This is a genomic window from Streptomyces sp. NPDC043726, from assembly GCF_056436565.1.
In genome coordinates this window covers 190,605-216,776 of record NZ_JBWKCI010000009.1, presented here as the reverse complement: position 1 = coordinate 216,776, position 26,172 = coordinate 190,605, and the positions used below count along the sequence as shown (strand labels likewise).

Here is a 26,172-nt window from a genome sequence, read left to right as displayed (position 1 = left end):
GCCGTCCGGCGCGACCCGAGAACCGCCGCACCCCGCCGTGCGCCCCCCGGTGGTCTTACGCCGCGTCCACTGACGCGGGCACGCACCCTCCCCAGACCGGTCATCACTGCGGAATCAGGGCCTGAAGTGAGCCGACCAGCCGGTCCCGCCCTGGACTTGTGCCGTTCCTCGACGAAAGAGGACGCTTCATGTCCCCCGAGACACCACCGCCGTCCCGCCGCGCCGTGCTGCGGGCGGGCGCCTGCGGTCTGCTGGGCGCCGCGGCCGCCGGCTGCGGGTTCATGCCCGCGGCCAAGCCCGACGCCAAGGACCTCGCGCCGGTCAAGGCCCGCGTCGACGGCGATCTCGTCTACTTCAACTGGGCCGACTTCGTCGACCCGTCCGTGTTCAAGGGCTTCGAGAAGGAGTACGGCGTCAAGGTCGTCCAGGCCAACTTCGACTCGATGGAAGGCATGGTCGCCAAGCTCAACGCCGGCAACCGCTACGACATCGTCTTCCCCACGGCCAAATGGGCCCAGCGCCTGGCCCTCGGCGGCCGCCTGCGCCGTATCGACCACACCCAGATCACCAACGCCCCGGCCGTGTTCGACACGTACACGTACTTCGCGGATCCCTGGTACGACCCCGGCTCCGCGCACACCGTCCCCTTCACCGCGTACAAGACCGGCATCGGATGGCGCCGCGACAAGGTCGGCGAACTGGCCGACTCCTGGCAGGACCTGTGGAACGACCGGGCCCGGGGCAAGGTCTTCCTGCTGGACGACCGGGACGAGGTCCTCGGCATGGGCGCCCTCGCGCTCGGCCTCGACGTCAGCACCGGCGACCGCGACGACCTCGACCGGGTCACCTCCCTTCTCGACACCCTGCGCCCACGGCTGCGCGGCTTCTCCAGCGACAGCTACAACAACCTCCTCAACGGCAACGCGTGGATCCAGCAGGCCTGGAGCGGCGACATGGCCGCCATGCTCCACCAGGCCGAGGACCCGTCGGTGTTCGGCTTCCAGGCCCCCGCGGAAGGCACGCCGATCAACTCCGACTGCTACGCCATCCCCTGGAACGCCCCCCATCCCGGCACCGCGATGCTGTTCATCGACTACATGCTGCGGCCGGAGAACGTGAAGAAGAACATCGAGTACATCGGCTATCCGATGCCGGTGGCGGGCTCCGAGAAGACCTACGCCGATCTGGTCGAGCCCTTCCCCGAGTGCCTCGTCACCCAGGCCGACCTCGAGGCCGGCCGGTTCTTCCGCAACGGCGACCGCGCGGCGGAGGACGCCCGCGACACCGCCTGGACCCATGTGAAGGCGGGCTGAGAGATGGCGCTGCTCCGCAACTCCTCCCGCACCCGTCGCCGGGACGCCGGCGGCAACCGGATGTGGGTCTGGTTCATGCTGCCCGGCACCCTGTGGATGACGGGCTTCCTGATCGCCTCGCTGGCGCTCGTCGCCGTCCTCTCGGTCGGCACCACCGACGAACTGGGCAACCCGCGCTTCGGCTTCGACCTGGCCGCCGTCCGCGCCCTCGCCGATCCCGCCTACACCCAGGTCCTGGCCCGCTCGCTCGGCTACGCCCTGCTGACCTGCGCGATCTGCCTGCTGATCGCCTACCCGGTGGCGTACACGATCGCCCTGTACGGCGGGCGGTACAAGCACGCGCTGATCGCCGCGATCGTGGTGCCGTTCTTCGCGAACTACCTGGTGCGGATGTACGGCTGGTCGGTCGTCCTCTCCGACGACGGGCCCGTGCTGCGCGCCCTGCGCTCGGTCGGCCTGGCCGACTCGGGCACGAAGATCCTCAACAGCGGCTTCGGCGTGGTCGCGGGACTGGTCTACGGCTTCGTCGTCTTCATGATCATCCCGCTGTACGCGGCCCTGGAACGGCTGGACGTCTCCCTCATCGAGGCCGGCCGCGACCTGTACGGCGGCCCGGTCCGCACCTTCGTGCACGTCACCCTGCCCGCCACCCGGCAGGGCGCGGCGGCCGGTCTCGTCCTCGTCTTCCTGCCCGCCATGGGCGACTTCGTCAGCGCGCAGCTCATGGGAGGACCCGACCAGATCATGATCGGCAACCTGATCCAGGACAAGTTCTTCCAGGGCCAGAACTGGCCGCTGGGATCCGCGCTCACCATGCTGCTGATGCTCGTCCTGCTGATCGGGATGCTCGGCTATCTGCGGCGTACCCGCAAGGACGAGGCGGAGGCCCTGCGATGACCCTGGTCCGCACCCCCTCCGCCACCGCCCCGGCCCGCCGGTCCGCCGGGACCCGCACCCGTCGCCGGGTCCACCGCAGGCCCCGCGTCCTCATCGCGGTCACCGGGCTGTTCTTCGCCCTGCTCTACGTGCCCATCGCCGTCGTGGCGCTGTTCTCCTTCAACTCCCAGAAGTCCCTGACCGTGTTCGACGGGTTCAGCCTGCGCTGGTACCGCGCCTTCGCGAACGACGACGTCCTGATCGCCTCCCTGGGCACCAGTCTGCGCGTCTCCCTGGTGGCGATGGCCGGTTCGGTGCTCCTCGGGGTGGCGCTCGCGCTCGGCCTGGTCCGCTGCCGCACCCGCCTGGGCTCGCTGGCCGGGCTGGTCATGCTGGTCCCGCTGATCACGCCCGAGATCGTCACCGGTGTGGCGTCGATGCTGCTCTTCAAGGGGCTGGGCGTGCCGTTGTCCACCGGCACCGTGATGCTCGCCGAGATCACCTTCTCGATCTCGTACGTCACCGTCATCCTGCGCTCCCGGGTCGCCGCGCTGAACCCGGAGGTGGAGGAGGCCGCGATGGACCTGGGCGCGACGCGCCTGCAGGCGGTCCGGCTGGTGACGCTGCCCGCGCTCCTTCCCGCGGTGCTGGCGAGTGCCGTCCTGATCTTCGCCCTCGTCTTCGACGACTTCGTCCTCGCCTACTTCACCACCGGCGTCGACCCCCAGCCGCTGTCGGTGCGGATCTACTCCGCGATCCGCTTCGGCGTGCAGCCCACCATCAACGCGGTCGGCACGCTCATGCTCCTGGGATCCATCGCCCTGATCGTGCTCGCCCTGTTCATCCCGCGCCTCTTCGGCCGCCGCGGCGGCCTCGACCTCCTCTCCGGGAAGTGACGTTCATGGACACGACCCCCGCTGTGCGGCTCGACGGCGTCTCCAAGCAGTTCGCCGGCTCCTACGCCGTCCACCGTCTCGACCTGGACATCGAGGCCGGTGCCTTCTTCTCCCTGCTGGGCCCGTCCGGCTGCGGGAAGACCACCACCCTGCGCATGATCGGCGGCTTCAGCGATCCCACCGAGGGTTCGGTGCTGCTGGCCGGTGAGGACGTGACCGCGGTGCCGCCGAACAAGCGCAACGTCAACACGGTCTTCCAGAGTTACGCCCTCTTCGACCACCTGAGCATCGCCGACAACGTGGCCTTCGGCCTCAAGCGCAAGAACGTCGCCAGGGCCGAGACACGGCAGCGCGTGGGCGAGATGCTGGAGCTGGTCCAGCTCACAGGCCTCGCCGACCGCAAGCCCCGCACCCTCTCCGGCGGCCAGCGCCAGCGCGTCGCCCTCGCTCGCGCGCTGGTCAACCGTCCGGCCGTGCTGCTCCTCGACGAGCCGCTGGCGGCCCTCGACCTGAAGCTGCGGCGGCAGATGCAGGTGGAGCTCAAGCAGATCCAGCGCGAGGTCGGCATCACCTTCGTCTTCGTCACGCACGACCAGGACGAGGCGCTGACCATGTCCGACCGGATCGCCGTGATGAACGAGGGCCGCGTCGAGCAGTGCGGCACCCCCGAAGACGTCTACGAGCACCCCGCCGGACGCTTCGTCGCCTCCTTCATGGGCACCTCCAACCTGATGGCGGGCACCTACCGGGACGGAGAGGTGGCCCTGGAGAAGGGCCCCGCCCTGCCCGTCGGGACGCGGTCGGACATCGTGGACGGCACGGCCGTCAGTGTGTCCGTGCGTCCCGAGAAGATCTGGCTGTCCGACTTCGAACCGGGCATGGCGATGCTGCGCGGGGTCATCCGCGAGACCGTCTACAGCGGCCCCACCACGACTTACCTGATCGAACTCGCCCCGGGCGTCACCCTGTCGGTGCTGGAGCAGAACACGGCCCGTGCCCGTATGGAGGACCGCTGGAGCGGCGGCGAGACGGTGGAGTTCGGCTGGCGGCCCGAGCACTGCCTGGTCCTGGCCTGAGCGCCGTCCGCCCCTGACGAAAGCGAAGCAGATGCATCACGACGTGATCGTGCTCGGCGCCGGTCTGGCCGGACTCGCCGCCGCCCGGGACCTGGCCGCCGGAGGCACCGACGTACTCGTCCTGGAGGCCCGGGAGCGGGTCGGCGGCCGGGTCGAGCAGACCCGCACCCCCGACGGCCGCACCGTCCAGCTCGGCGGCGAGGTGGTCGGCCACGGGCACACCGCCTACCTCGGGCTCGCCAAGGAACTCGGCCTGGAACTCGTCCCCAGCTATGTGGCGGAGCCCGGTCGTCTCACCCGCGCCACACCGGAGGGCCGGTCGGCCGGTGATCCACCGCACTGGTTCGGCTCCGGCGACGGCGTCCTGCACGAGCGCCTGAGCGCCGAGTTCACCGCCCTGGCCGCCACCGTCGACCCCGACGACCCCTGGTCGCATCCGGACGCCACCGCCCTCGACGATCTCTCCGTGGCCGACTGGCTGCGCTCCCGGCACGCCACACCCGCGGTGGTACGCCTGTGGGACATCGGCCAACTCGCCCTGGCCGGCGGCTCCTACGAGCGGATCTCGCTGCTGGCCGCGCTGCGCAAGAGCGCGGCCGTCCCCGGCTCCGGCACGGGCGACTACGACTACGCCGACTGGGAGGGGCTGCGGCTCGCCGAGGGGTCCGCGACGCTCGCCGACGTCCTGGGCCGCGAGCTGGGCCCCCGCGTCCGGCTCGGCTCACCCGTGGCCGCCGTGGACGTACGCCCCGGCCGTTGCGCGGTACGCCTGGTCACCGGCGAGGTCCTCACCGCGGCGGCCGTGGTGAGCGCCCTGCCCGTCGGACCGCTGCGCGAGGTCGCCGTCAGCGGAGTGAGCGAGGCCCGGCTGGCCTCCCTGCACCGGCAACGCCAGGCGACGGCCGCGAAGTTCACCGCCGTCTACGACCGTCCCTTCTGGCGGGAGGCCGGTCTGAACGGCCTGTCCGAGGCGGAGGGAGTGCTCGGCAGCACCTGGCCGCAGAGCGAGGGCGTCCTGTCGGCGCTGATCCCGCCCGAGCGGTACGGCGTCCTGCTCGGCACCCCGCCGGAGCGGCGCGCTCCCGAACTGCTCGCCCAGATGGCCGGCATGTTCGGCGCCGAGGCGCTGCGGCCGAGCGCCTGCCATCTGCGGCTGTGGGGCACCGACCGGTGGACGCAGGGGTACGTCACCCAGTGGCCGCCGGGCGAGGTCATGGCGGTCGGACCGCTGCACGGCACCCATGAACCGCCGTTCTACGTCTGCGGATCCGACCAGTGGGTCGCCGGATACATGGAGGGCGCCGTGCGCACCGGCCGGGCTGCCGCCCAGGAGGCGCTGCGCCGTGGCTGACACCGACCGCCTCAATCACATCGACGGCAAGGACTTGCCGGCCGCTTCCGGCGCCACCCTGCCGCTGGTCGACCCCGCCACCGGTCTCCCCCACGGCACGGCCCCGCTCTCGGGACCCGAGGACGTGGACGCGGCCTGCCGGGCCGCCGAGGACGCCTTCCCCCGCTGGTCGACGACGACTCCGGCGCAGCGTCAGGGCGCGCTGCTGGGCATCGCGGACGCGCTGGAGCGGCGGGCCGACGCGGTGGCGAGCGCCGAGGTGACCGACACCGGCAAGCCCCGGGGCCTGTTCCTGGGCGACGAACTGCCCGCGATCGTGGACGTGTTGCGGTACTTCGCCGGGGCCGCCCGGAACCTGCCGGGCGCCGCCGCCGCGGAGTACACGCCGGGCCGCACCTCCGTGCTGCGGCGCGAGCCGGTCGGGGTGTGCGCCCAGATCGTCCCGTGGAACTACCCGCTGATGATGGCCGTATGGAAGATCGCGCCCGCTCTCGCCGCCGGCAACACCGTCGTTCTGAAGCCGTCCGACACCACTCCGTCGTCGGCGCTGCTCCTCGCCCGGCTCGCCGCTGAGCACCTGCCGCCGGGTGTGCTGAACGTGGTGTGCGGAGACCGGGACACCGGACGCGCCCTGGTCGCCCACCGTAACGTCCGGCTGGTGGCCGTCACCGGCAGTGTCCGCGCGGGACAGGAGATCGCCGCCGCGGCCGCGGCCGATCTGAAGCGGCTGCATCTGGAACTCGGCGGCAACGCGCCCGTGGTGGTCCACGCGGACGCCGATCTCGACGACGCGGTCGCGCAGTTGTCCGCCCTCGCCTACTACAACGCCGGGCAGGACTGCACGGCCGCGACCAGGATCCTGGTCGACCGGCGGATCCACGACACCTTCCTCGCCCGGTTCGCCGAACGCGCCGCCCGGCTGCGGCCCGGGGCACCGGACGAGGAGCACGCCGACTTCGGGCCGCTCGCGACTGCGGCCCAACTCGCATCCGTGCGGGGGATGTTGGCGCGGCTTCCGGAGCGTGCCGAGGTCGTCACGGGTGGCGCGGTGCCGGAGCGTCCCGGCTACTTCCACCAGGCCACGGTGATCGCCGGGGTGCGGCAGGAGGACGAGGTGGTGCAGGGCGAGGTGTTCGGTCCGGTCGTCACCGTCCAGCCGTTCGCCGACGAGTCCGAGGCCCTGTCCTTGGCCAACGGCGTGCCGCAGGGACTGGCCGCGAGCGTCTGGACCCGCGACCACGACCGCGCCATGCGGGCGAGCCGTGCGCTGCGGACCGGCATCGTCTGGGTCAACACCCACGGCACGACGGTGTCCGAGATGCCGCACGGGGGTGTGCGGCACTCCGGCTACGGCAGCGACCTCTCCCTGACCGGACTGCTCGACTACACCCAGGTCAAGCACGTCATGCTGTGAGGGGCGCGATTCCGGCTCACAGCTTGGCAACGCAGAATTTCCCGGCAAGTCCGAGGAGTTTTCGGGAGGTTAACCTGAGGTCGGCCGGGACCGGGTCCGCACGGAGACCGCGCGGCAACTTACCGTAAATCATTCGAACCTGATCGAACGAATACGGAGAAAGAGATTCCGAATCCAATCTCGCACGGCGCGCAATTCGAACATCAGCAGCCTTTTTTGATTCATTCCCAATTGATCAACTCACGCCCTCTGCCTGATTGACTCAAACCCTTACGGGGCGTCGTCGCATGGTGCTACAACTACTGACACGTCTCGCAGGCGCCAGGGGGGTGGTCCGATGATGGCGGGCGCCTCCAGCCGTTCCTTGGCACGACGGAGTTCTGCTTCGCGAGGCTCGGTAGGCCTCAACGTGTTCCGCCCGAGCGGCCGGTTGAGCGCGGTCAGACTTTTCTGCGCGCTATTGCTGGCACTCCTGCCGTCGGTCATTCCGGTCCCAGCTCGCGCAGAAGATCAAGGATCGCTAAATCCGGAGCCTGTCGACTTCGTCGTCCTGGTGGACGAATCGGGGAGCCTGTCAAAGACAGATGTCGCCGCGGAGCGCGCGGCTGCCGCAGTGCTCGCGCTCGGTGAGGTCTCCGACCGATCCCGGGTGGCCGTGGTCGGCTTCGGCAGCGTGACACGGCCGGGCCAGGCGCCCGTGGACACCGTATGTCCGTTGACCCGTGCGGACGCAGTCGGCCGTGAGCGGCTGAGTACGTGCATCGAGGACATCCACCGCCGCACCGACGACGAGGGAAACGGAACCGACTTCCCCGCCGCTCTGGCGCAGGCGTTGTCCCTGTTGTCCGGCGGCGACGACAACATCCCAAAGATCGTCTTTTTGCTGACCGACGGGCAACTCGACGTCAGCGACAGCCCGGCCTACGGGGATGACCCCGGCTCACGCAACGCCAACGCCGAGAAGATTCTTGAGAAGAAGGTCGCGCAAGCCCGGGCGGACAAGGTGCAGATCTGGCCCCTCGGTTTCGGCTCGGCCATCGACAAGAAGCAGCTGGAAGAGCTGGCGGCGGGCGGCTACCAGAGCCGCTGTGCCGATCTGCCCTCAGCCCGCCCCACCGCACGGGTCACGACGGGCGCCGCGGATGTGGCCAAGACTCTGCTCACAGCCTTCGCGGGCGCGCGCTGTGCCCGTACGACAGCCGGAGAAGCTGAGTCCGTGTCCTCCAGCACGGACCTGAGTGTGACGATCCCCCCGGTGGCCACGGACGGAACCATAAACGTCGTCAAGGAGAACGCGGACGGCATCGCGGTCACCTATTACGACCCGCGCGGCCGCAAGGTGCCACTGCACGGTGAGGCCTTCGGCTCGGAGTTCGAACTCGTCGGGCAGTCCGGGCCGGTGGAAGCCCTCCGTATCCGCAACCCCTACCCCGGCACCTGGCGGATCCACGTGGAGGTGCTCGACGGGGCGCCCGCACAGCGGATCACGGCCACGGCGATCTGGCAGGGCGTGCTGCGCTCGTACATCGTTGTCGACCCACCCGTTCCGACGCCCGGTCAGCAGGTGACGGCCCATGTCACCCTTCAGACCCGGCAGGGCGTCGTCCTCACTCGGCGCGAGCAACTGGCTGGGATCAAGGTTTCGGTGAAACTGACGGGCGCCGGCTTCGACTCCCGCATGGTTGACCTGGCTGACAACGGCAAAGGCCCCGATCCTCAGCCCCACGATGGTGAGTTCTCGGCGCGGATCACAGTACCGCGCACCGCGACCGGCGCCCTGTCCTTCACCGGTGTCATGGTCGGTGAGGGCATCGCCGGCGACCAGAGCCCCTACGCCACTGAACTCACCGCCGAAGCACCGCTGGTGACCGCCGCAATCGTCTTGGACGACCGCGAGGTACACCCGGGTGGTACGGCCCACGGCAGCATCGAGCTGCGCAACGACGACGACGCGTCACACCGCCTGAGGATGACGCTGCTGGGCGGTTCGCCGGACAGCGCGCTCACGGTCCGGCCGCAGAGGATGACCGTCGCCGCGGGCGAGGCCGATCGTGTGCCTTTGCGGCTCGACTTCGGGAAAGGTGCGGCGCTGGGCGCCGTGCCCGGTCGGCTGACCGTGCAGGACGAGACCTCGGGCCAGGTAGTGGCACAGGCCTTCGTCACAGTGCAGGTCGTGCCGGTGCCCAGTTTCCTCGACCAGTACGCCAAGGAAGTGGGTGCCGCGGCCGCTGTGGTGCTCGCGCTGGCGGTGCTGCTCGGGTTGCGATGGCAGGACCGGCGTCGCACGCGCGACACCTCGGATCTCCAACTGATCCTTTATCGGGGTGAGGAGGAACTCAGCCGACTGCGGGCGCCCGCCTCCGCCGGTCCCGAGTTCGGCTTTTCGCTGCGCTCCTCGGGCGGCGGCAATCAGCGGCTCATGTCGGACGATTCCCCGGGCCGCTACCGGGTGCGCAGGACGGCCGACGGCGGACTCACCGTCCGGCTCCCGAGCGGCGAGCGACTGGTCGTCCCCCGCAACCAGCGCTCAGCGCTCGCCGACGGGCTGTCCCTGGGCTTCGCCGACCACCGTCCCTCCGCCCGTTCGGCGCGTGGAACCGCCGGCGGCCGCGGAGAGACGCGTCTCGAGCGAAGCACCCCCGAACAGCGGCCGAAGACGCGGACGAAACGGGGTCGCGGCGAGCGAGGTTCCGCCGCACACAACGCCACGCTGACCAAACGGCGGCCCTATGACGATGACTTCTGAGGCGTCTCCGGTCCGCACAGTCGACGCGCGACACGTCCCACGAGGTGAAGCCCAGTGAAGATCTATCAGCCGATGCTCTTCGTCGGCCTCGGCGGCACCGGGTGCCTCATCGGTGCAGAACTCGAGAACCGGCTGCGCGAGGCGTTGTGCGGGCCGGACGGCACCGCTCTGTTCTCCGTGCTCCGGGGACGGCAGTTGTTGCCCTACCAGCTGCCCGACTGCCTGCAATTCGTCTACGCCGACCTCAACGAGGCGGAGCTGAACCGCCTTCCGCACATGCGCGCCGACGGCCCGCTCAAAGCCGCCTACAGCCGGACCTCGCACGCCACCTTCGGGTTGCTGCCACGCTTCGACTCCTATCCCGAGGTGGCTCGCAGCCTGCGGACCAACTTGCCCGGACCGCTGTGTGGTTGGCTGCCCCCACGCACCGGTGAACCGCGCATCGCGCCGCTGATCCGCGGCGCCGGTCAGTTGCCCACCGTGGGGCGGGCGGCCCTGTTCGAGACGTTCCGCAGCGGCCTTGGGGCGGCGATGGAGCCGCTGCGCGAAGCGATCTCGATGATCAGCAAGTCGGGCGGTGATCTGACCTCGCTGGGCGGGACACTGGCCGACAGCTGCGATGTGTTCGTGTCCTTCTCCGTGGCCGGCGGCACAGGATCAGGCATCTTCTACGACTACCTGCATCTGATCGGCCAGGCCTTCGAAGAGGCGCACTACCGCGTGAAGATCTACCCATTGGTACTGATGCCGTCCGCCTTCGACGACGGGCGCGGAGGCGGCAGGGCCGCACGCCTCAATGCCGGTCGCTCACTAGTGGACCTCTTCCGTCTGGTCGACGATCAGAACGCCCCCGATGCCGAGGACAACCTCGACGACGTGGGCACCCACGGTCAGCTCCGCCTCGAGTACCCGGGCGGACTGTCCACTCGGCTGCGGCCCTCGACCGCACAGACCGCGTTCCTGTTCAGCCGCACCTCCGGTATCGAGCGCGAGGACCTGCACCGCAGTGTGGTCTCGCTCGTGATGTCGCTCCTGGGCACCGAACTCGGCGACGACGACGGCCGCACGCACTCCAGCGACCACTTGTATCAATCCTTCGCCGACTCCTTCATCAACACCAACGTGGAGCGGGCAGCCGTAGCTCCGACAGGGATCGGCCACCGAGGGGTGTCGACGAGCCTGGTGGCTTCCATGACCGTGCCGGTCGACGAGCTGGCGGAACTCCTCGCTTCTCGGTTGCAGGCCACTGCACTGCGCCAACAGGACGCAGCGCCCCGACCTCCCGACGGATCCAGACGAGAACTCGTCCGGGAATTCTTCACGGCCTCGAACATCGACCCCCTATGGAGCCGGGCCAGTCTGCCGATCAACGAGCCTCGCCCCGTCACCGGAGCGCGCGCCATCCTCGACGCGCTCGCTACACGGCACGTCGCGATGGAGGACGCCCTCGGAGACCTCGACCGTCAACTTCGGCAGCGAGTAGCTGAGTTGGCGGCCGCATTCGACCCCGTGCGTGGAGTGCGGCAGTTGCTCGGTCGATGCGATGTCACGGAGCTGCACCGTGTGCTGCTCGGCGACACGGGCGCCAAGGACCGGTTGGAACGGGTCGGCTTCGCCGGACTCCTGGAAAACCGTCGCCGTGAGCCCGAGCGCCCCCCGGGGCTGACCACCGGTCCCCCGCAACCCCGAGGCATCCGCGACCGCATGGGCGGATTCGTCAAGGCCAAGTGGACCGACCCGGAGGTTTCGGCGGTACTCCAGCAGCAGGACACCTGGTACCAGTGGGAGGCCAGACGCATTTGGCACCGCCACTGGGCCGACCACGCGGCGCGCTGGGATCGCACTCTGGCCGCGGTGAAGTCCGAGCTCAACGCCCTGGTCACCGCCTTCCGAGAGCAGGCGGACGAGGAGCACACCTCCTTCAGCCAACGCACCCGACACCTGTATCGGCCCCGCACCGGTGTGTCGTATCTGCTGCCGGCCCAGGCCGACCTCACTTCTTTCTACGACGCTGTGGTACGGCGGCTGCTGCTGGCCGAGGGCCTGCGCGAGACCGACGACGAACGGACTCTGCTGGGGCGGCTGGTCGGCTCCGAACAATGGCGGGCCGCCTTCGGGGAGGCACGAACCGATCCTCGCCGCGCTGTCCATGTGATCAAAGATCAACTCCAGCACCGGGTCAAGCGCCTGTTCGTGGAACCCGGTGACCGAGAAGAACGCCCTCTGCTGCCACGGCTGGGCACACTACTGGCCGAGGCGGCCTCGGGCGGCGGCGGTCAGGTCGGCGACGACGCCCTGGAACAGTGCCGGCACAAACTGGCCTCCCTGCTTCCGGTCGGGTTCTCGCCGGAGGGCAGCGGTCGGCTGAAGGTACTCATCGTGTATCCGTCCACGTCCTCGGACGCGACCGTACGCAGATTCCTGGAACGCGAGATGCGGTTGCCGCGCGACAGCGAACGCGACATCGAGTTCCGGCCGGTGTCGACGGAGTCCATCACCGTGGTGCTCTTTCGCAGCGCGATGAGCCTGACCGAGGTGCCGGAGGTGCGCGAGACGCTGACCCTGTGGGCCGAGGCGCTGGCCGCCGAGCAACCCGGCGACCATCTGAGATGGCGGCAGAGGCTCGGTCACGGTTACGACTTCCTGATGGGTACGGCGGCGGACCGGCGACACATCCTGCACCGCCTTCTGTGCGCCATGTGGAACAACCAGGTCCAGGTCTTCGGCGACATCACCAGCCCCCGGCGCATCCGCATCGGGCTGCAGGACCGGGACTCCGCCGCAATGGTCTGCCCACTCGACGCGCCCGGCGGTGGGCTGTCCAGCTGGGGCAACCTGCTGCGCGCGTACGAGGCCTGGACACTGGCCGAGGACAGCGGAGGCATCCGCAACGCCTTCTGCGAACAGCTGATGACCACCACCCCCGTGGGACTCGAGGTCTCGCCGATCCCCCCGCACGGCCTGTTCCACACGCTGGTGCACGAGGTGGCACCACAACAGAGCAGGCTGCTCGCGCAGCTGACGCATGAGGAGGACGGACAGCGTCCGGCTGGGTTCACCGACCTCACGGCCTTCTGGAACGAGACGCTGCCGGGAGCTCTCGACCTGCCCTTCCCTCGAGCGCACCGCATGTCGGGCTGGAACCTGCGCAAACTCCACCAGTCCTTCCAGCCGGCGTCCGGCCACTATCAGCCGCCGGTGCATGACCGGCGATTCGGTGTCGGCGCCGACCAGACCAGGGACCCGCGGGGAGAATGACCATGATCGGCACCACCGACGACCAGCTCGTCGTCTGCATCGACCTGCGCCACGAACTTGCGGAGGTACTGGACCCCCGGTCCCTGGACGAGCGTTTCCGCGACGCGATGCGCGACGCACGTATACGGTCCGCAGATGTCTCCAGGGTCCTGGTCATCGACACCGTCACCGCGCTGCTGGGGCATCACACGGCGTACGAGCGCCTGTGCTCCAACCCCCTGGTGTCCACCGTGCTGTGTCTGGCCGTGGGACCGCTGCCAGGACCCGATGAACGGGTCCTGAGCGTGCCCTCGCAGTTGCGGCCCCCGGTCGCGGCCACTCTGTGGGTCGGCGATGTCCGAGGCATCGGCTGGCACCCGGGGCAAGCCCGTTCGCTGGCGCTCACCGACACCGACATCGCGGCAGACGACATCACCGGCCTTGAGCCGCTGATCGACCTGCTGCGGGTGGCCGAGGTGTTCGATGCCGCCATGGCGTCGCTGAGCGATCTGCCGTCCGCGGTGGCCAGCCCGGCCCTGCGGCTGCTGGTGCACGAAGTGCCCGAAGAGGATCTGCTGCGTGCCCAGTTGCATGCCCTCGACGCCTGCGTGACCGCCTCGGACGACCTGCGCAGCGCGCCCGCTCCGGGCGGCGCGCTGGACATCCTGGCCGGGTACGTTCAGCCCGAGGATCTGGCGGTCGAGGACTGCCTGCCGGAGAGCAGTGTGCTGCGGCAGGCACACTGGCGCAGCGTCGAGCGTCTCGGTCAGGCGGCCGACCGGCTTGACGTTCTGGAGGGCTGGCGCGGCCTGCTGCTGCCCGGGGATCCGGCCGGTGACGTGGTGCGCGCGGCACGGGATGCCGGGCACGCGCTGGCGGACTACCGCGATGCAATCGAGCAGACATTCGAATGGGCAGACGGACGTGCGGGGCTCAACGCCGAAGGACGCGACCACCTCGCACAAATGGGTATCCAGCTGCCCCCGTTGCCGGGCACCCGTCCGGAGGAGGTCGGCGAAGAACTGCGACAGCAGGTCGTGCAGCGGCTCCAACGGCGCCGTCCGCTGCCCGAGATCGTGTCCTGGCTGCGCGACTTCGCTGGACGGACGGTCCCCACCGGCAGCGCCTCACAGCTGGACCGGCTGCACCGCATCTGCCCCGACGACCTGCTCGAATCCCTTCGCAACCCACCACCACCGGTGATCGGTACCGACCCGGTGCCGTCGGCCCTTTGGGCGGCCGCTGCGGCCCTGCTGGCGGCGCTGAGCCCGCTGGGCGTGTGGGGAGCGGTCATCATCCTAATGCTGCTCGGCCTGTGCGCTGCACGCACCGCGGGCTCCCCCGGGCGGGTACCGCCCGCCACCGCGGGTGCTCTGGCGGTGTCCTGGCTGGTCGGCGGCGCCGCGGGAGTGGCGCTGCGCTCGGTCGGCGTGCCCGAGTGGACCGGCGCCCCACTGATCGTGCTGGCCCTGCTGGCTGCGGCGTTGTCAGCACGGTCGCTGTGGGTCGCCGCGGTGCAGCGGTGGCGTACCGACACCGGTCTGGCGGAGGCCGCCCGAGCGGTGGAGCGGCTCGGTGACGTCCTCGACCAAGGGGTGCTACGGCACTGGCTGTTGGCGGACGCCCGAGCCGCCGCTTCCGACCAGGCCAAGGCGCTGGCCCATCTGGTGCAAACGGTCTGCGAGGCACTGACGGAGTTCGCTGAGCAGCTCGGCCGCCGCGCCCGGCCTGCCTGGGAAAGCGCGCCTCGCGGCGGCGGTCGGACCGGACCGGCGGGTGGGCGAGGGGGCAGCACGTTCGCCGTGGAGTACGTCGGCCAGGCGGGGCAGGCTCTGCGCACGACGCTCGCCGGCGACGTCACCGATCTGGTGGCGGAGGTGCTGGCACCATACTGGGACGTGGTCTTGCGCGACCCGTCCAGTGCCGCATCGTTGCCCCTGATCTCCCGCACCGACGAGCTCATGCATGCGTACCAGCAGCAATTGGCCAGGATGGGCACCACCCCTCCGCCTCCGTTCGCCTCGGCGTCGGCCGGCCGACCCGATCCCGCGACGCTCGTCGGGATCGACCTGCGGCGGATCATCGACGTCCTGCTGCCCGACGGCCGCGACAACGCGTTGCAGCTGTGCTCCCCGGACCAGCTGCGCATGCTCGATCGAGCGCCGGGTTCCGCGCACAGCCTCGGCTTCGTGCCGCAGGCCATGCAGGGGGCGTTCTGGAAGGCCTTGGTGAGCACCTCGGGCACGGAGAAGGGGCCCGTCGGCAGGGAACAGACCACGAAGACCAACCGCTGGGCGGCGTCGGGATCCCCGGCGGTGGGGGCAGGTTTGCCCGAGATCGTCTGGACGGCCTCGGGCCGGTTCGCCGGCCTGCTGCGGCTGGTGCCCTTGTCATCGGGCGCGGTACGCGCGGTGTGGCCGGACGCCGAGGCGGACGGCGTCTCGACGCGTGGCGCCCCGCCCGGCCCGTCGGTTTCGCGGACGCCGGGCGAGACAGGGTAAGGCGGAGGGGCGCGGCGGAAGTGGCACGGAAAACGACCCGGAGCGTGACGGGATGAACGAGAGCTTGTCCTTCGTCGATTCATCCGGCATGCCCGAACGAGTCCGGGTGCTCGAATATGGTATCGACGAGCAGCCGGCGCCCGCCTCCGGGCTGCGCACCCGCACCCTCAGGCTGGAGGACGGACGGCTCTTCCTGCAGCGGCGGCTGCTGCCCGCGTACACCACGCGCGCGGAGAGCGTCGACGCGCTGGAGGCGGAGATCCGGGCCGGACTCACCCTCGTGCGAGTGTTCAGAGAGGTCAGCTATCCCCCCGAGTTCACGCGGCTCGCCGGGTACGCCATCGAGGCGGAGCAGCCGTTCCTGCTGCTGGACCTGCCGCGCGACGGACGGACCTTGGCGGAGCGGGCCAGCGGTCTGGTGCTGTCCGCCGAGCAGAAGAAGTTCGAGAGCAGTCTGTTTCGGGCATTGCGCCTGCTGGAGTGGGCGGGCCTGGTCCACCGGTCCATCAGCCCCGCGACGGTGCGCTGGGACGGCGCCCGGGTGCAGCTGACGGGTTTCGGCACCGCCGAACGAGTGGGACGACCGCGACAGCGGTTGGGCTCCCCGCCCTGGGCCCCCCTCGAGCAGCGCGAGGGCACCGGCAGCATCGACCCCCGTGACGACATCTGGAGCGCCGGACAGCTCGTGTACTTCGTCGCCCACTCCCGGGAGCCGACGGGCAATCGGATGCCGCCGCTCGCCGGGCCGGTCCGCGACGACCTGCTCAAGAACGTTTTCGCTGAACTCGCCGAGCAGCGGCCGGACGCGAAGACCATGCTGCGGCGGGTCGCCGCGCCGGATCCGTGGGACGACCTCGGACGCCCCTCGGATCCGCTACTGGACAGTCGCCGCCGATTCCTCGAACTCCTCACGGACAAAGGGCCCTCGGCCTGGCCGGTGGTACCCGCGGCTGCGGACCCGGGCCCATCCGTTCCCCCGCAGGAGGCCGACTCTGGGGAACGGAGCGGTTCGTACGACCAGTTCGGCGGCTGGGGCCGCCGACGGAAGGGTTCCGGAACGGGACGCTGGGGCACAGGCGGCCGCAGGGCGGGAGATGGCGGATAGTGGATCAGGTATTCCCCAACGGAGAATCGCGACAACCGGTGCGATGTCCCAGCTGTCTTGAGGAACTGCTGTTGGACGAACGGCAACTGCACGTCCCGGATCCGCACACCGAGAAGATGGTGCCGTGGGACCCGGCGTCGGAGCCCAACCGATTGCGGCGTCAGGACCAGCTCAACCGCGCCTTCATGAAGTGTCCCAACGACAGGCCTGACCCCCACTTCCTTCCCGTGCCGTATCTCATGTTCGGCAAGCCGTTGACCATCGCGTTCGTCGGCCAGTCCGGCACCGGCAAGACGCACCTACTGGCAGCGATCATGGCCGAGATCGGCCGGGGCGGCCTTGACTCCTTGGGCATGCGCTGCCGTGCGGTGAACACCTCGCAGCACCATGCGTTCCTTGCCGAGGCGGTCAACAAGCTGGAGGCGGGACGAGTTCTGCCGGCCACCAGGCCGACGGACTTCGTCGACTTCACCGACGCCCTGTTGATCACAGTCAATGGCCAAACCAGGCCGGTGGCCTTCTTCGACATCGCAGGGGAGTCACTGAACTTGCCCGGGAAGACGACTGAGTTCCTCCTGGGCGTGGATGCGTTGATCTTCGTCGTCGACGCACTCAGAGCGCTGCGGCTGAAGCAGCTCATGCCGGCCCGAGAGCTCGCGGGCGTTCGGGCGGACGCGGCGGGCGTGGCCGACCCCACGTTCGGCGCCGTTCTCGACCGCCTGCCACGTGAGGACGGCCTGTGCAACGTGCCGACGGCGATCGTGTTGAACAAGTGCGACGTCCTGCGGTTCGAGCCGCCGATCGACCAATGGCTGCGCGAGGACAGCCGCCCCCGCAGCGCCCCGGACCCGGCGGAGGTACTTCGTGAGAGCCAGGACGTGTTCGCCTTCCTCACTCACCATCAAGCGTCCTCATGGCTGCGTCCGTTCATGGAGTGCCGTCGCTGCACCCTGCACTTCGCCACGGCCACCGGGATGTCCCCCGCCGTGCTGCCCGCGGCCGGCGGGGGCTCGTCGGGCGCGACTCCACCGACCGCCTTCATTGGTGGAATCCGCCCTCGGCGGGTGCTGGGCCCCTTGCTCTCCGTGTTCCAGATGTGCGGTCTGCTCGACATTCCGCTGCCCGTCGCTCAGCTGAGGGGAGTGTGAGGACGTGTCCGTCCCGAGCACCGAGGTCCACCAGGTCATCTGTGCCTACGACCCCGACAACGCCGCCGACAGCAAGGGGTTCGGCCCGGTCGCGTCCTCTCTCCCCACCTTGGAGGAGGTCAGCCTGTTCAAGCTCGCGGCCACCGTCCTACGGCCACCGGGCAGCTTCGCGGTCGGCAACTCGATCGCCTACGGGCAGTTGCCCTCAGGGCAGGATCTCATCGTCCGCCGGGTCGTCGTCATCGACTCCCTGCGCCGGGACAATCTCCTCAGCCAGGCCGTGATCGGAGGCCGTGACCAGTTCTCCCCCGAGACGGCCCTGGGACTCGACCAGGCCGACTGGCCGTTGGGCGACGCGATCGCCCGCGTACAACGGGGTGAGCCGCTGCCCCGCCCGAACCCCAACGAGCTTCGGCACCTCGGGCGCGAGGGCGCGGACCGGCTCCGTGATATCAGCCGTGCAGCGAGCCTGACCGAGACACTGTGCCACCTCGCGACCTGGGTACTGACCGAACCGCGATCCAAGATGTCGGTGGCCGCGGCCCAGGTGGCCGGAGAACCGCGCGCGGTGCTGCTCGGCCTGATGGAGATGCTCTCCGGACTGGTTCCTGGCGACTGGACCTTCTCCACGGAGGAGTCCACCGAATCGGGCCCGTACCGTCTCATCGTCATGCCGGTCTGGCCCCGGGTCGGCAGCCCCGATTACGGCCGACGGCGCATCATCGACCAGCCCGCGCCCGACGGTCCGGCGCATACGGCCGCACAACTGTTGGTCGCTCGCTACCAGGCTTACGGCCTGCCGGGTCTCGAGGTGCTGCGCCAACGAGGGGACTGGCAGACGATGTCCGCCGTCGAACGGGCCGAGTCGCTGCGCAACCTGCTGACTCTGCACGCGGGGACCACGCCGCACAAGGAGCTGCCCGCGGTTCCCTCCTCTCCTCCGGCCGCCCACGAGCAGGAGTACGCCATCGAGGGGGCCGACACACTGACTGCGCCGACGGACCCGGAGGCGGACCGGGACGAACCCGAGCCCATGCGGGCGCAGGAACCCTCACCGGCCCCGGAACCCCCGCTGCCGTCCCACGCCCCGGATGTGCCCCGGCTCGACCAACCGGACGACGAGGCCCTGGACCGGGAGGCTGCCGCCCTGGTCGAGCGGCTGTTCCAGGCCCGCAGCGCGGAGGAGGGGGAGGAACTGCTGAGAGAGATCGCGTACCGGTCGGGTACGTGGAGAGAGTCGCAGAGAGAGATCGCGTGTCTCACGGCGATCCGCTTCCGGCTCGGCCTGACCTCACGCAGAGAACGTGGCCAGGCCGGGAAGCCGGTCTTCTCCCATGATCCTCAAGAGGTGTTCGACCTGCTGATCGGCGCGAACCTATATCAGCGGGAACCGGCCCTCGAGTGGGCCGTGTTCCTGCGTCAGGAGTCCACAGCCGCGCTCACCGAGCCGCTGCGCTCCGTGGTCCAGGCAATGTTCGACCGATACGACCGGCACCTCGTCGACATCCATTCGGTCTTCTTCGTCGTCATGGGTCGCTGGGCCATTCCCCGTGCACTGCGCCTCGAACAGCCCGACAGCACTCGGCCTCGCCCCCGGGGGCCGTCGAGCCGCCCGCCACGATTCAGACCCGCGAACTGGCTGGCGGGCAGGAAGCGCGGCGGAAAGACGGAAGCGGCGCATAGGGCCGACACACCGCCTCGCGCGCGGCCGGAGGGTAATACCGACGACTTTCTGCTGCTCGGCAAGCTGCTGCTCGGCTTTGCCGTCGTCGTGATGCTTCTGGTGGTCGTAGTGATGTGGCGCGACGCGGCCTGACGGCCTGGCGGGTCCGCTCACAACAGGCCGATGCCGAAGCTTTCCTCCTCCGGGATATGTGTCAGCAGCCGGATACGCGCGCCGGTCTTCTCACGCCGCGCTGCCATCTGCTGAAGCCGCTCGGCGATCTGATGGGCAGTCCGGCCGAAGGCCACGGCCTGCCTCAGCGCGGTCCGGCGCCAGCTTCCGTCCGGATCCGAGTGGAGGGGGCCGGACGTCAGCACGGCGGGGACATATCCGAGCAGGTGCAACTGGAAGGCGAAAAGATCGCGCAACTCAGCCGCGTCACCGTCCGCGGCCTCCTGCGGCAGAGCATCCAGTACCACCAGCGGTGGCGCTTGACGCCGCCGGTCGCAGAGCTTGCGTACGGCGGCGTCCACGTCCTCCGGACGGATGGACCGGGCACTGCCCGGCAGGCGTAAGGCAGCGCCCTGGTCGTAAGGTCGCATGTCGCCGTGGAGCAGAATCACGTCGACGGGTTGCTCGTCGGCCACGCCGAGGGGTTCCGAGGACAGCAGGAAATCCTCGGTCACCCGCCACACGACCGGCCCACGCCTCGGATTCTCCTGCGTCGCCGCGGGAGGCTCGAGCATGGGACGGGCCGCGCCGGGGGCATTGCCGTGGACGTCCACCTCGACCTGGGTCACGGGCCTTTCCTCGGCGGCAGCGAGCACGGCCTGCCTCAGGTCGTCGGGGACCTCGCCGCGGACCTCGCGCCGATACGCCGCCCATGCCTTGTACCATCGCTCGTCCGCCTTTCCTGTGGGCAAGGCGTCGTCGTACCGGCCGAGCCGTCGCAACGCGAACTGCAGGTTGCGGCGGCGGGCCTCCTCGATCATCGGCGTGTGCAGCAGGTCCGCGAGGGTGTCGGCGGGGATTCCGACGTCGGCGCCGTGGCGGGCGGCGTGCAGGTGCCAGGCGGTGGGCACGTCGGTCTCGGTGGTCAGTCTCAGGATCGCGGCGGCTTCGGCGGCGGTCTTGCGGCGCTGCCTGCGCGACTTGTGGTGAGCGCGGGCCATCATGTCGGCGGCGCGCAACGTGAGGTGTTGGGTGGTGTCGATGTCCTGTGCCTCGGGCAGTGGGGCGGGGAGCAGGTCCTCGGGCACCACGGGGTGCAGGCGCAGCCAGGTGGAGTGCAGTTGACGGTTGTCCGGGCCCAGCAGGTCGGCTGCCTTGCGCAGATCGGTGGCTGCTCGGCCGCTCCGGCCGAGCAGCAGCATGTGAAGTTCCGCCGACCACAGGGCCCTCAGCCCGGCGGGCCGGTCGGCCTCCTTGACGCCGGAGCTGTGTCGCCCCAGAAAACGCTCCATCGCATCAATCCGGGCCGGATCGGTGAGCAGCCCCTTCTCGGCGATCGTCGCGTACAGTCTCGCCTGCTCGGCAAGGAGCATGAGTCGCCGGTTCATGGTCGGGATGGACTCACCCGCCGTGGTCAACGTCGCGAGATGGTTCTTCACCTCGCCGACCGGTCCGCATACCAGAGCGTGGAGGCCGTAGCAGAGCCATTCCGCCGGGGTGGGCGGGGCGCCCTGACGTCCTGCCGCAGCGCGGCGCTCACGCAACTGGGCAGCCCAGCGGCGCACCAGGTCTTCGGCCTCCTCAAAGCGTCCCCAGCGGTGCAGCAGCGCGCATTCGGCGCCGTTCATGGCCGTACCGGCCGGACCTCGGGGACCGTCTCGGAGCGGCTTGGAGCGGGAGATCCACTGGTCCGCCCGTCCCAGATCGCCGGCGACGGACAGAGCGGTGGTGGCCCGAAGGACCATCACCGACAGCCGCCGCTCGTCGTCGGAGGCGCGTCCCATCGCCATGCCCGCATAGGTCTCGGCCTGGCCCAGCTCCAGCACCTGCGCACACGCGCGGGCCAGCACCATCAGCGTCTCGAAGGCCAGACCGGGTTCCACCTGCCCGGCCACGGCGGGCAGAGTGACCTCGCGCAGCAGCCGCCCGGCGTCCTCGGCATCGCCCAGGAGCATCAGCGATCTGGCCAGCATCAGATCCGCCCGCAGGTCGTCCGGAGTCAGCCCGGAACGCGGGAACCGCTCCGCCGCCAGGGGCAGCCCGGAGCGCAGTTCGGCATCGGCGGCCAGCAGTTGCAGCCAGTTCTCGATGGGAGCGTTGAGTCGCTCCAGCCGTCCGTGCCAAGTCCGCACTAGGTCGGGGCGGTCCGCCAGGTCCCAGTCCTGCATGGCGTAGCGCGCCACGAGTGGCGCTTGGGAGGCCTCGCGCGCGACTGCCGCCTCGAACATCATGGCGAGGTCGCGGTCGGCTCCGGCATGAGTGAGGTGGGGCCGTTCATGGGTACGACCGATCCTGATCTGGCAACTGGCCAGCAGTAGCTGAGCGTCGGCGGTCCACAGGTCCGCAAGCCCTCGGGACGTGCCGGCCTCCGATGTTCGTCGCTCTTCCAGCACGCGCCGCAGTCGATCGTAGGCATCGTGCACCGGGGTCAGGCCGTCACGCAGCCCTCGGCGCATACTCAGCGCGGCGGTGATGACCTCGACCCGCAAGCGGTCCTGCCGCACGGCGGAGTGGCCCGGACAGCTCATCCGGGACCGGCGTTCCGCCAGCCGGAGATAGCGCTCGATGTCGAACCAGCCCGCCCTGCCGCCGTACAGCACGGCGTGTAGTTCGCCGTACGCGCGTTCAAGAGCGATGTCGTACCAGAGTTGGAATGACATCACCTGGGGATCGGGCCACCCAAGTCCGTCGGCGTCGCTGTCGGGGTGCTCGAGGTCGGCGCTGAGCAGCCGGTCGGCCAGGTCGATCACGGTCGCGAAGTCGCCCCGCCGCCAAGCCGAAGCCACCTGTTCGTGCCAGGTCTGAGCCACCTCTTCGAGGAACGCGTCGTGGTCGTCAGGTCGGTCCACGGCGGAATGCAGTTGGTGGTAGACCTGCTCGGCGACCCAGCCGGCCTGCTCCTGAGCGCTCCCGGCCAACCGGGCGAGGTCCTCACAGCGGACGGCGGCGTCTCGATGGAGTTGCCGCCACACACGCTCCTCGGTAGATCGCATGGTCCGCAGCAGTTCCCGCCGCACGTTGACGTGCACGTTCAAACGGGTGTCCTGGGCGCTGATCCAGGCCGAACGCCTGGCGTAATGGACCAGTCGGCGCCACAGTCCCTCGGGGTCCGCCGGTTCGTCCTGCTCCGTGTCCGTGGCGTCGCCACCGTGCGCGGGAAGCAGGGGGAACAGGACCTTCAGAAAATACTCGTACGTCGGATGACGGGCCACCGCGCAGTACTTGAGGGCGGTGCGGGTGTAGTCGTCCTTGATGTAGTCCAGTTCGCGGTCGACGACGAACAGATAGAGCGAGTCACTCGCAGTGGGCAACTTGTCCGGTGAGTCGGCGAGCAGGGCGAGGATGAGCGGATTGAAGGCCGGGGATCCCTCGACGTCTTGCTCGCACACGGCGACTATCCGTGCCGCCTGCTCCGGCGCGACGCCACGCAGCCTCAAGTACCTCCGCGCCTCCTGGCCGGTGAAGGGCTTGAGTTCGAGGGCTCGCCACGGTACGTCGCGAAAGGCATCTCGGAAGTCGTCTCGGCTGGTGACGTCGGAGCGTCCCGACAGCACCAGCCGCAACCAGGGGACTTGCCATACCAGCCGCCCCAGCATGCCGAAGAGACGACTGAGTTCGCCCTCCTCTGCTTGCAAGAGTTCGTCGGTGGTGTCCAGGCAGAGCAGGACGGGGTGACGACCCGCGATCTCATTGAGGGCGTCGGCGAAGACTGCGACCACATCCTGCGGCAGCGGTGTGGCGTTCCAGTGCTGCATGGGGGCGTAACCGGGCGGGGCGAACTCGCGGTCGAGTTCACGGCGCCGGTGTCCGTGAGCCCTGAAGAAGTCCTCCATGCCCGACGTCCGGTGCTCGCGGTCGAGTACCTGTGCCTGTTCCAACAGCCGCTCAGCCGCATTGACCAGCAGCAGCTCCGGAACATCGCGAACGCGCTCCGAGACCATGCTCTGCGCGTCCAGCACGGCGGAGAGCAACGGCGGATGCTGCTGGACGCCGAAACGCGCTACCAGCCAGGCGAGTTGGGTGCTCTTCCCCATCCCCCCGCCGGCGTGCAGATGGATCACCCGGGGCGGTCCGGGCGGAATGCCCTCCGACAGCACGCCGGGCGGCGACGGCACGGTGCCGTGGATCGCCGACTCCAGGATGCCCTCGATGTCACAGCGGGAGACATAGTGCCGGGTTCGTTCGAAGTACTCGTGCAGCCCGGCACTCAACTCCAGTCGGCGCTCCGCGCGCTCACGGCGCCGCAGCAGTTCGGCATCGAGGGCATCGGCGGCGAACCGACGCAGATCATCCGGGGCGACGGCTTCGGCGAGCTTGCGGCAGACGGTGAAGTCGGCGACGTTCTCGAACTGCGGGTACCACCTGTCGAACTCGTCGACCGCTTCCCGGTGCCGGCCCGCGAGCACCAGCAGCCGCAACCGCTCGACCACGGCCGTGTCCCCGTCCACGCGGGTCAGCTGAGCAGCCAGCCTGGCGGCCGTCTCTGTCATCGCGGAGGGCAGACCTGCGGCCGTGAAGGACTTCTCCTGGCCGTCCAGCCACCATGCGGCCCAGGCTCCTTTGCGGACCATGCCGTTGAGCTGGAACCATCCGGCTTCGGCGGGGTGTGCCGCAAGGACCCGCCGCAACTCCTCGAACGAGTAGTCCAGGCCGTCGGCAGCGACCGCGAAGGCAGTCTTACTGATGGCTGTCATCAGACTGCAACGCTTGAGCACCTCGTAACGCACCGGTTTGTTCTCGCGAGAGCCGCTCAAGTCTTTGAACGCCGTTCCGTACTCGTCGGCCCCGGCCGCAGCTCCTCGTCCAGCCTGTCCCATTCGCTCGTCGCCCCCCCTTCTCCCACGTCTCAGCCGATCCTGGTGAGTGCGGTGTCGCAGACCTCTTGCAAGAACTTCGGGCCGAAGTCCCCACCTTCCGCAATGGTGCCGAGTTTCTCCCTGACCAGCTCGCGCCACTCGGGCATGGCATGCCAGTCGTAGCCCATTCGTGTGCCCAATTCCCGCAACAGCGACCCGCCGTGGTGGGCGGGCCAGCGCTGAAGGTTGATGTACTGCCGCTCCGCGAAGAACTCCGCGAGCCGGTCGGCAGTCTGAGGCTGATGCGGCCTTTTGGCGGTCACCACGACCGTGATGCTGCTATGGCTGTGCAGAACCGGCCTGAACAAGTGCCTGACCAGGTATTCGACCGACGACCGCACTTTGTCGTTCTCGAGGAAATGGTCGAGAGCCAGTACGAGGTGGGTGCCGGCCGGTGCGGCGTTGACGAGCAGATCGATCGCGGCCTTGATGACATCGTTCCGGACGGAGCTCATCCGGGTGTGGTAGCCACCGTCACCCGTCACCAGATCCTGTACGGCGTCCAGCCGGTTGTCCAAGCCCCAGCCACCCTGGCGTTCGCTGTGTGCGCGCACACTGTCGGCCAGCAGGGCCACCGTCTCCCGGACGACATCGTCGAGCTGCGGTACCTGTCCTACAGACCTTGGCGGTCTGGTGCTGCTCGGCCGGCTGAAGTCCAGGTAGAGCGCCCGGCAACGGGGGCGTTGTTCCCAGAGCCGGATCAGGGACAGCAGGAACCAGGTGGCACCGATCTTGTCGTCTTCCTCGCCGCCGGACAGCACGATCAGCTGGCGGGCAGCGGTCCCCGACTCCAGTTTCTCCAGCGCGGTGAGACGCTGGCCCACCCGGTCGGTGGCCCCGCGCAGGCTGCCGTACAGCTCCGGGACCGCCGACGGCGGCTCGGGGGCGCTCGGCAGCAGATGTTCGGGCCTGCAGTTGATGGTGACAGCCGCGGACACCGACGGATCGGCTTCGGTAACGATCCGCGCCGCCACATCGACGGCGACGCCCGTGGCCAGCATGCCGTACAGATCTTTGAGCGACCTGCACAGCGCATGCCCCGGCTCTGGTTCCGGACCCGGTGTCAGGGACACCACGGCGAGCGCGGGGGTCAGGGCATCGGGCTGGATGTACGGCTCCAGCAGTCGGTGCGCCTCGGCCGGAGGCTCGTGGTTGCTGGAGATCACCAGCCGTACGTCGCAGAGGTCGAGCCCGCCCAGGGAGTGCGCGCCGTCCTCGTACAGCGTGCGGGCAGTGTTTCCGGCCAGGTGCAGAAGGTGGGGTTTGCTCGTCTTGATGGCCTCGGCAAGGGCCTTGTGGCTCACTGACCCTGGGAGCACGTCGACCTCCCACCACTCGGCGTGCTGGTGAACCGCGTCATGCACGGCGACGTCCTCGTGCCACAGCGGGTCGTCCGCCGCCCCGTGCTCCACGAGGGAATCCACCCCCACGACCAATACCCGTACCGGGAGATCACCGAACGACAATTCCCTGCTCTGATGAAAACTGCCGGGACCGGCCGCGGTCCGCACCACCCTGAGCTCGGCGTCTCCCGCGGCGACCGTCGTCCCATGGACAAGGTCCTCCCAGTTCAGAGCGCGCAGCTCGGGCTCTCTCAGTTGCAGGGCCAGCAGATCGGGGGCACCCCCGTCATCCTGGCGCTCCGCCATCAGCTCCAGCAATCGGCCCCACAGCGCCTGCGGTCCGTCCGGTTTCCTCAGTTCCAGCGGTATGCGTTCCCTCTCGACCCCGCTGTCCCGCAAGAACGTCGTCTCGACGATGTAAGACGCCGGAGTGGCCTCTCCAGCCGATCCGACCCTCAGGTGGACGACGTGCGTCA

14 protein-coding genes are annotated in these 26,172 nt (G+C 69.5%); 12 read left to right on the top strand and 2 right to left on the bottom strand.

Annotated elements, in window-relative coordinates; translation table 11 throughout:
- The first annotated feature begins 188 nt into the window (after nucleotides 1-188).
- The 12 genes from AC068Z_RS26395 (at nucleotide 189) to AC068Z_RS26340 (ending at nucleotide 19,479) form a co-directional block, all read left to right on the top strand.
- Complete coding sequence (locus AC068Z_RS26395) at nucleotides 189-1,313, top strand: polyamine ABC transporter substrate-binding protein (RefSeq protein ID WP_478560371.1); 1,125 nt, start codon at nucleotides 189-191, stop codon at nucleotides 1,311-1,313.
- A gap of 3 nt (nucleotides 1,314-1,316) precedes the next feature.
- Nucleotides 1,317-2,210, top strand: coding sequence for an ABC transporter permease (locus AC068Z_RS26390; protein ID WP_478560368.1), 894 nt, complete (start codon nucleotides 1,317-1,319; stop codon nucleotides 2,208-2,210).
- Nucleotides 2,207-3,085 carry an ABC transporter permease gene (locus AC068Z_RS26385; RefSeq protein WP_478560365.1) on the top strand — a complete coding sequence of 293 codons (879 nt, stop codon included), beginning with the start codon at nucleotides 2,207-2,209 and terminating at the stop codon, nucleotides 3,083-3,085. Before AC068Z_RS26390 ends, AC068Z_RS26385 begins: the two co-directional genes overlap by 4 nt.
- Nucleotides 3,086-3,090: 5 nt before the next feature.
- Complete coding sequence (locus AC068Z_RS26380) at nucleotides 3,091-4,161, top strand: ABC transporter ATP-binding protein (protein ID WP_478560362.1); 1,071 nt, start codon at nucleotides 3,091-3,093, stop codon at nucleotides 4,159-4,161.
- A gap of 31 nt (nucleotides 4,162-4,192) precedes the next feature.
- Nucleotides 4,193-5,512 (top strand): flavin monoamine oxidase family protein, encoded by a 1,320-nt coding sequence (locus tag AC068Z_RS26375; RefSeq protein ID WP_478560359.1) that lies wholly within the window; start codon nucleotides 4,193-4,195, stop codon nucleotides 5,510-5,512.
- Nucleotides 5,505-6,926: an aminobutyraldehyde dehydrogenase gene (locus AC068Z_RS26370; RefSeq protein WP_478560356.1), complete on the top strand. Its 1,422-nt coding sequence runs from the start codon at nucleotides 5,505-5,507 to the stop codon at nucleotides 6,924-6,926. The genes AC068Z_RS26375 and AC068Z_RS26370 overlap by 8 nt, the downstream gene beginning before the upstream one ends.
- Before the next feature lie 409 nt (nucleotides 6,927-7,335).
- Nucleotides 7,336-9,672 carry a vWA domain-containing protein gene (locus tag AC068Z_RS26365; RefSeq protein WP_478560353.1) on the top strand — a complete coding sequence of 779 codons (2,337 nt, stop codon included), beginning with the start codon at nucleotides 7,336-7,338 and terminating at the stop codon, nucleotides 9,670-9,672.
- A gap of 54 nt (nucleotides 9,673-9,726) precedes the next feature.
- Nucleotides 9,727-12,930 carry a tubulin-like doman-containing protein gene (locus tag AC068Z_RS26360; RefSeq protein ID WP_478560350.1) on the top strand — a complete coding sequence of 1,068 codons (3,204 nt, stop codon included), beginning with the start codon at nucleotides 9,727-9,729 and terminating at the stop codon, nucleotides 12,928-12,930.
- Nucleotides 12,931-12,932: 2 nt separating this feature from the next.
- Nucleotides 12,933-15,410: a hypothetical protein gene (locus AC068Z_RS26355; RefSeq protein WP_478560347.1), complete on the top strand. Its 2,478-nt coding sequence runs from the start codon at nucleotides 12,933-12,935 to the stop codon at nucleotides 15,408-15,410.
- Nucleotides 15,411-15,462: 52 nt separating this feature from the next.
- Nucleotides 15,463-16,515: a protein kinase family protein gene (locus tag AC068Z_RS26350; RefSeq protein ID WP_478560344.1), complete on the top strand. Its 1,053-nt coding sequence runs from the start codon at nucleotides 15,463-15,465 to the stop codon at nucleotides 16,513-16,515.
- A gap of 71 nt (nucleotides 16,516-16,586) precedes the next feature.
- Nucleotides 16,587-17,663, top strand: a complete 1,077-nt coding sequence (locus AC068Z_RS26345) for a hypothetical protein (RefSeq protein ID WP_478560341.1) — start codon at nucleotides 16,587-16,589, stop codon at nucleotides 17,661-17,663.
- Between the two features lie 4 nt (nucleotides 17,664-17,667).
- Nucleotides 17,668-19,479, top strand: a complete 1,812-nt coding sequence (locus AC068Z_RS26340) for a hypothetical protein (protein ID WP_478560337.1) — start codon at nucleotides 17,668-17,670, stop codon at nucleotides 19,477-19,479.
- Between the two features lie 17 nt (nucleotides 19,480-19,496).
- Here the strand turns inward: AC068Z_RS26340 and AC068Z_RS26335 are convergent, their stop codons facing one another.
- Both AC068Z_RS26335 and AC068Z_RS26330 read right to left on the bottom strand, forming a co-directional pair.
- On the bottom strand, nucleotides 19,497-24,452 hold the full coding sequence (locus AC068Z_RS26335; RefSeq protein ID WP_478560334.1) for a hypothetical protein: 4,956 nt from the start codon (nucleotides 24,450-24,452) through the stop codon (nucleotides 19,497-19,499).
- Nucleotides 24,344-26,014 carry a hypothetical protein gene (locus AC068Z_RS26330; protein ID WP_478560331.1) on the bottom strand — a complete coding sequence of 557 codons (1,671 nt, stop codon included), beginning with the start codon at nucleotides 26,012-26,014 and terminating at the stop codon, nucleotides 24,344-24,346. Before AC068Z_RS26330 ends, AC068Z_RS26335 begins: the two co-directional genes overlap by 109 nt.
- Between the last annotated feature and the right edge of the window lie 158 nt (nucleotides 26,015-26,172).